General features: G+C 61.1%; 1 protein-coding gene. It reads right to left on the reverse strand.

What is annotated here, in order from left to right:
* Positions 1-29 precede the first annotated feature (29 nt).
* Positions 30-1,177, reverse strand: a protein-coding gene (locus tag ACX80G_RS17105) for an IS3 family transposase (protein ID WP_459309219.1) whose coding sequence is annotated in 2 segments (ribosomal slippage) — positions 30-913 and positions 913-1,177 — 1,149 coding nt in all. Because the reading frame shifts where the segments join, the coding sequence is not laid out codon by codon here.
* Positions 1,178-1,253 lie beyond the last annotated feature (76 nt).

Genomic DNA, 1,253 nt, shown 5'->3' on the forward strand with positions numbered 1-1,253 from the left:
TGGTTGGGCCCCCGTTAGCAGTCCAGTGGCTATGCGATAGCTAGTTGGTTTCCTGCGGTCCAGTTTTTCCAGTACGCGGACGGTGTCATTCCGTCGAGGGATCCGTGGGGCCGTTCATGATTGTAGATCTGTTTCCATTCATCGGCCAGGTACTTTGCTTCGGCTAGGGTGTCGATGATTTCTCCGGTGAGTTGTTCCCTTCTGAATTGGGCGTTGAATGACTCGGCGTACCCGTTCTGCCACGGCGACCCCGGGTCGATGAACGCGGTCTCCACACCGGCGGTTCGGCACCAGCTGATCAGTGCCGCGGCCGTGAATTCCGGCCCGTTATCGGAACGGACATACGCCGGCACGACACCGGTTTCGGCGATGATGTCCTCGAGCACGGCGACCACGTCCGTGGCGGTGAAAGACCGTCTCGGGATGATGGCCAGGGCGGTGCGGGTGTATTCATCGATCACGTTGAAAAACCGGACATGCCGGCCGCAGGAGGTCACATCGGATTGGAAGTCGAAGCTGACCACATGCATCGGATACTGAGCGCTTAGCCGTTTCTGCTCACCAGCCCCTGGGCCGGTGCGGCGTTTCTTCCGAGCCTTGGGTTTGCAGGTGAGTCCCTCGAGGCGCCAAAGCCTGCGCACCCGCTTCGCATTCAATGCCACCCCAGCCCAGGCTGGCTGGCTGAGTAGGTGCCAGCGTGCCTTCCGCCACCCCCACGCCGGGTGCTTCCCCGCAATAGCCCTCAGATCGGCCCGCAGCCGGTGGTCTTCGAAGCTGGCCACCGGCCGTGCCTTCCGCAGGGCGGAACGGTTCTGCCCCAGCACGCGGCAGGCGAATCTTTCGGACGCCCCGAACTTCTCCTGCGCCATGCGCACCGCACGCCGCCGAGGTTCCGGGCTCAGAATTTTCCCCGCGCCACCTCATTGAGAATGTCGATGGTCAATTCCTTCTCCGCGACCAGCTTCTTCAGCCGGGCGTTCTCTTTCTCGAGGTCCCGTACGGCTTTGGTCTGGCCGGCGTTGTGCTCGGAACCGTATTGGTTCACCCACCGGTACCAGGTCGCCTCGGTGACCTGCAGTTCCTTCACGACCTCAATCATCGGCCGTCCATCGTTGAGCATCTTCTGGCCCTGACGGACCTTCGCGATGACCTGATCAGGGGTATGTCTACGTGCCATAAAAGTGAATTTCCTCCTGCACCCATTATCGGATGCGAAACTCACATAAACACTGGACTCCTACCCGGGGACCCAA

It is taken from the genome of Arthrobacter glycogeni, from assembly GCF_054510815.1.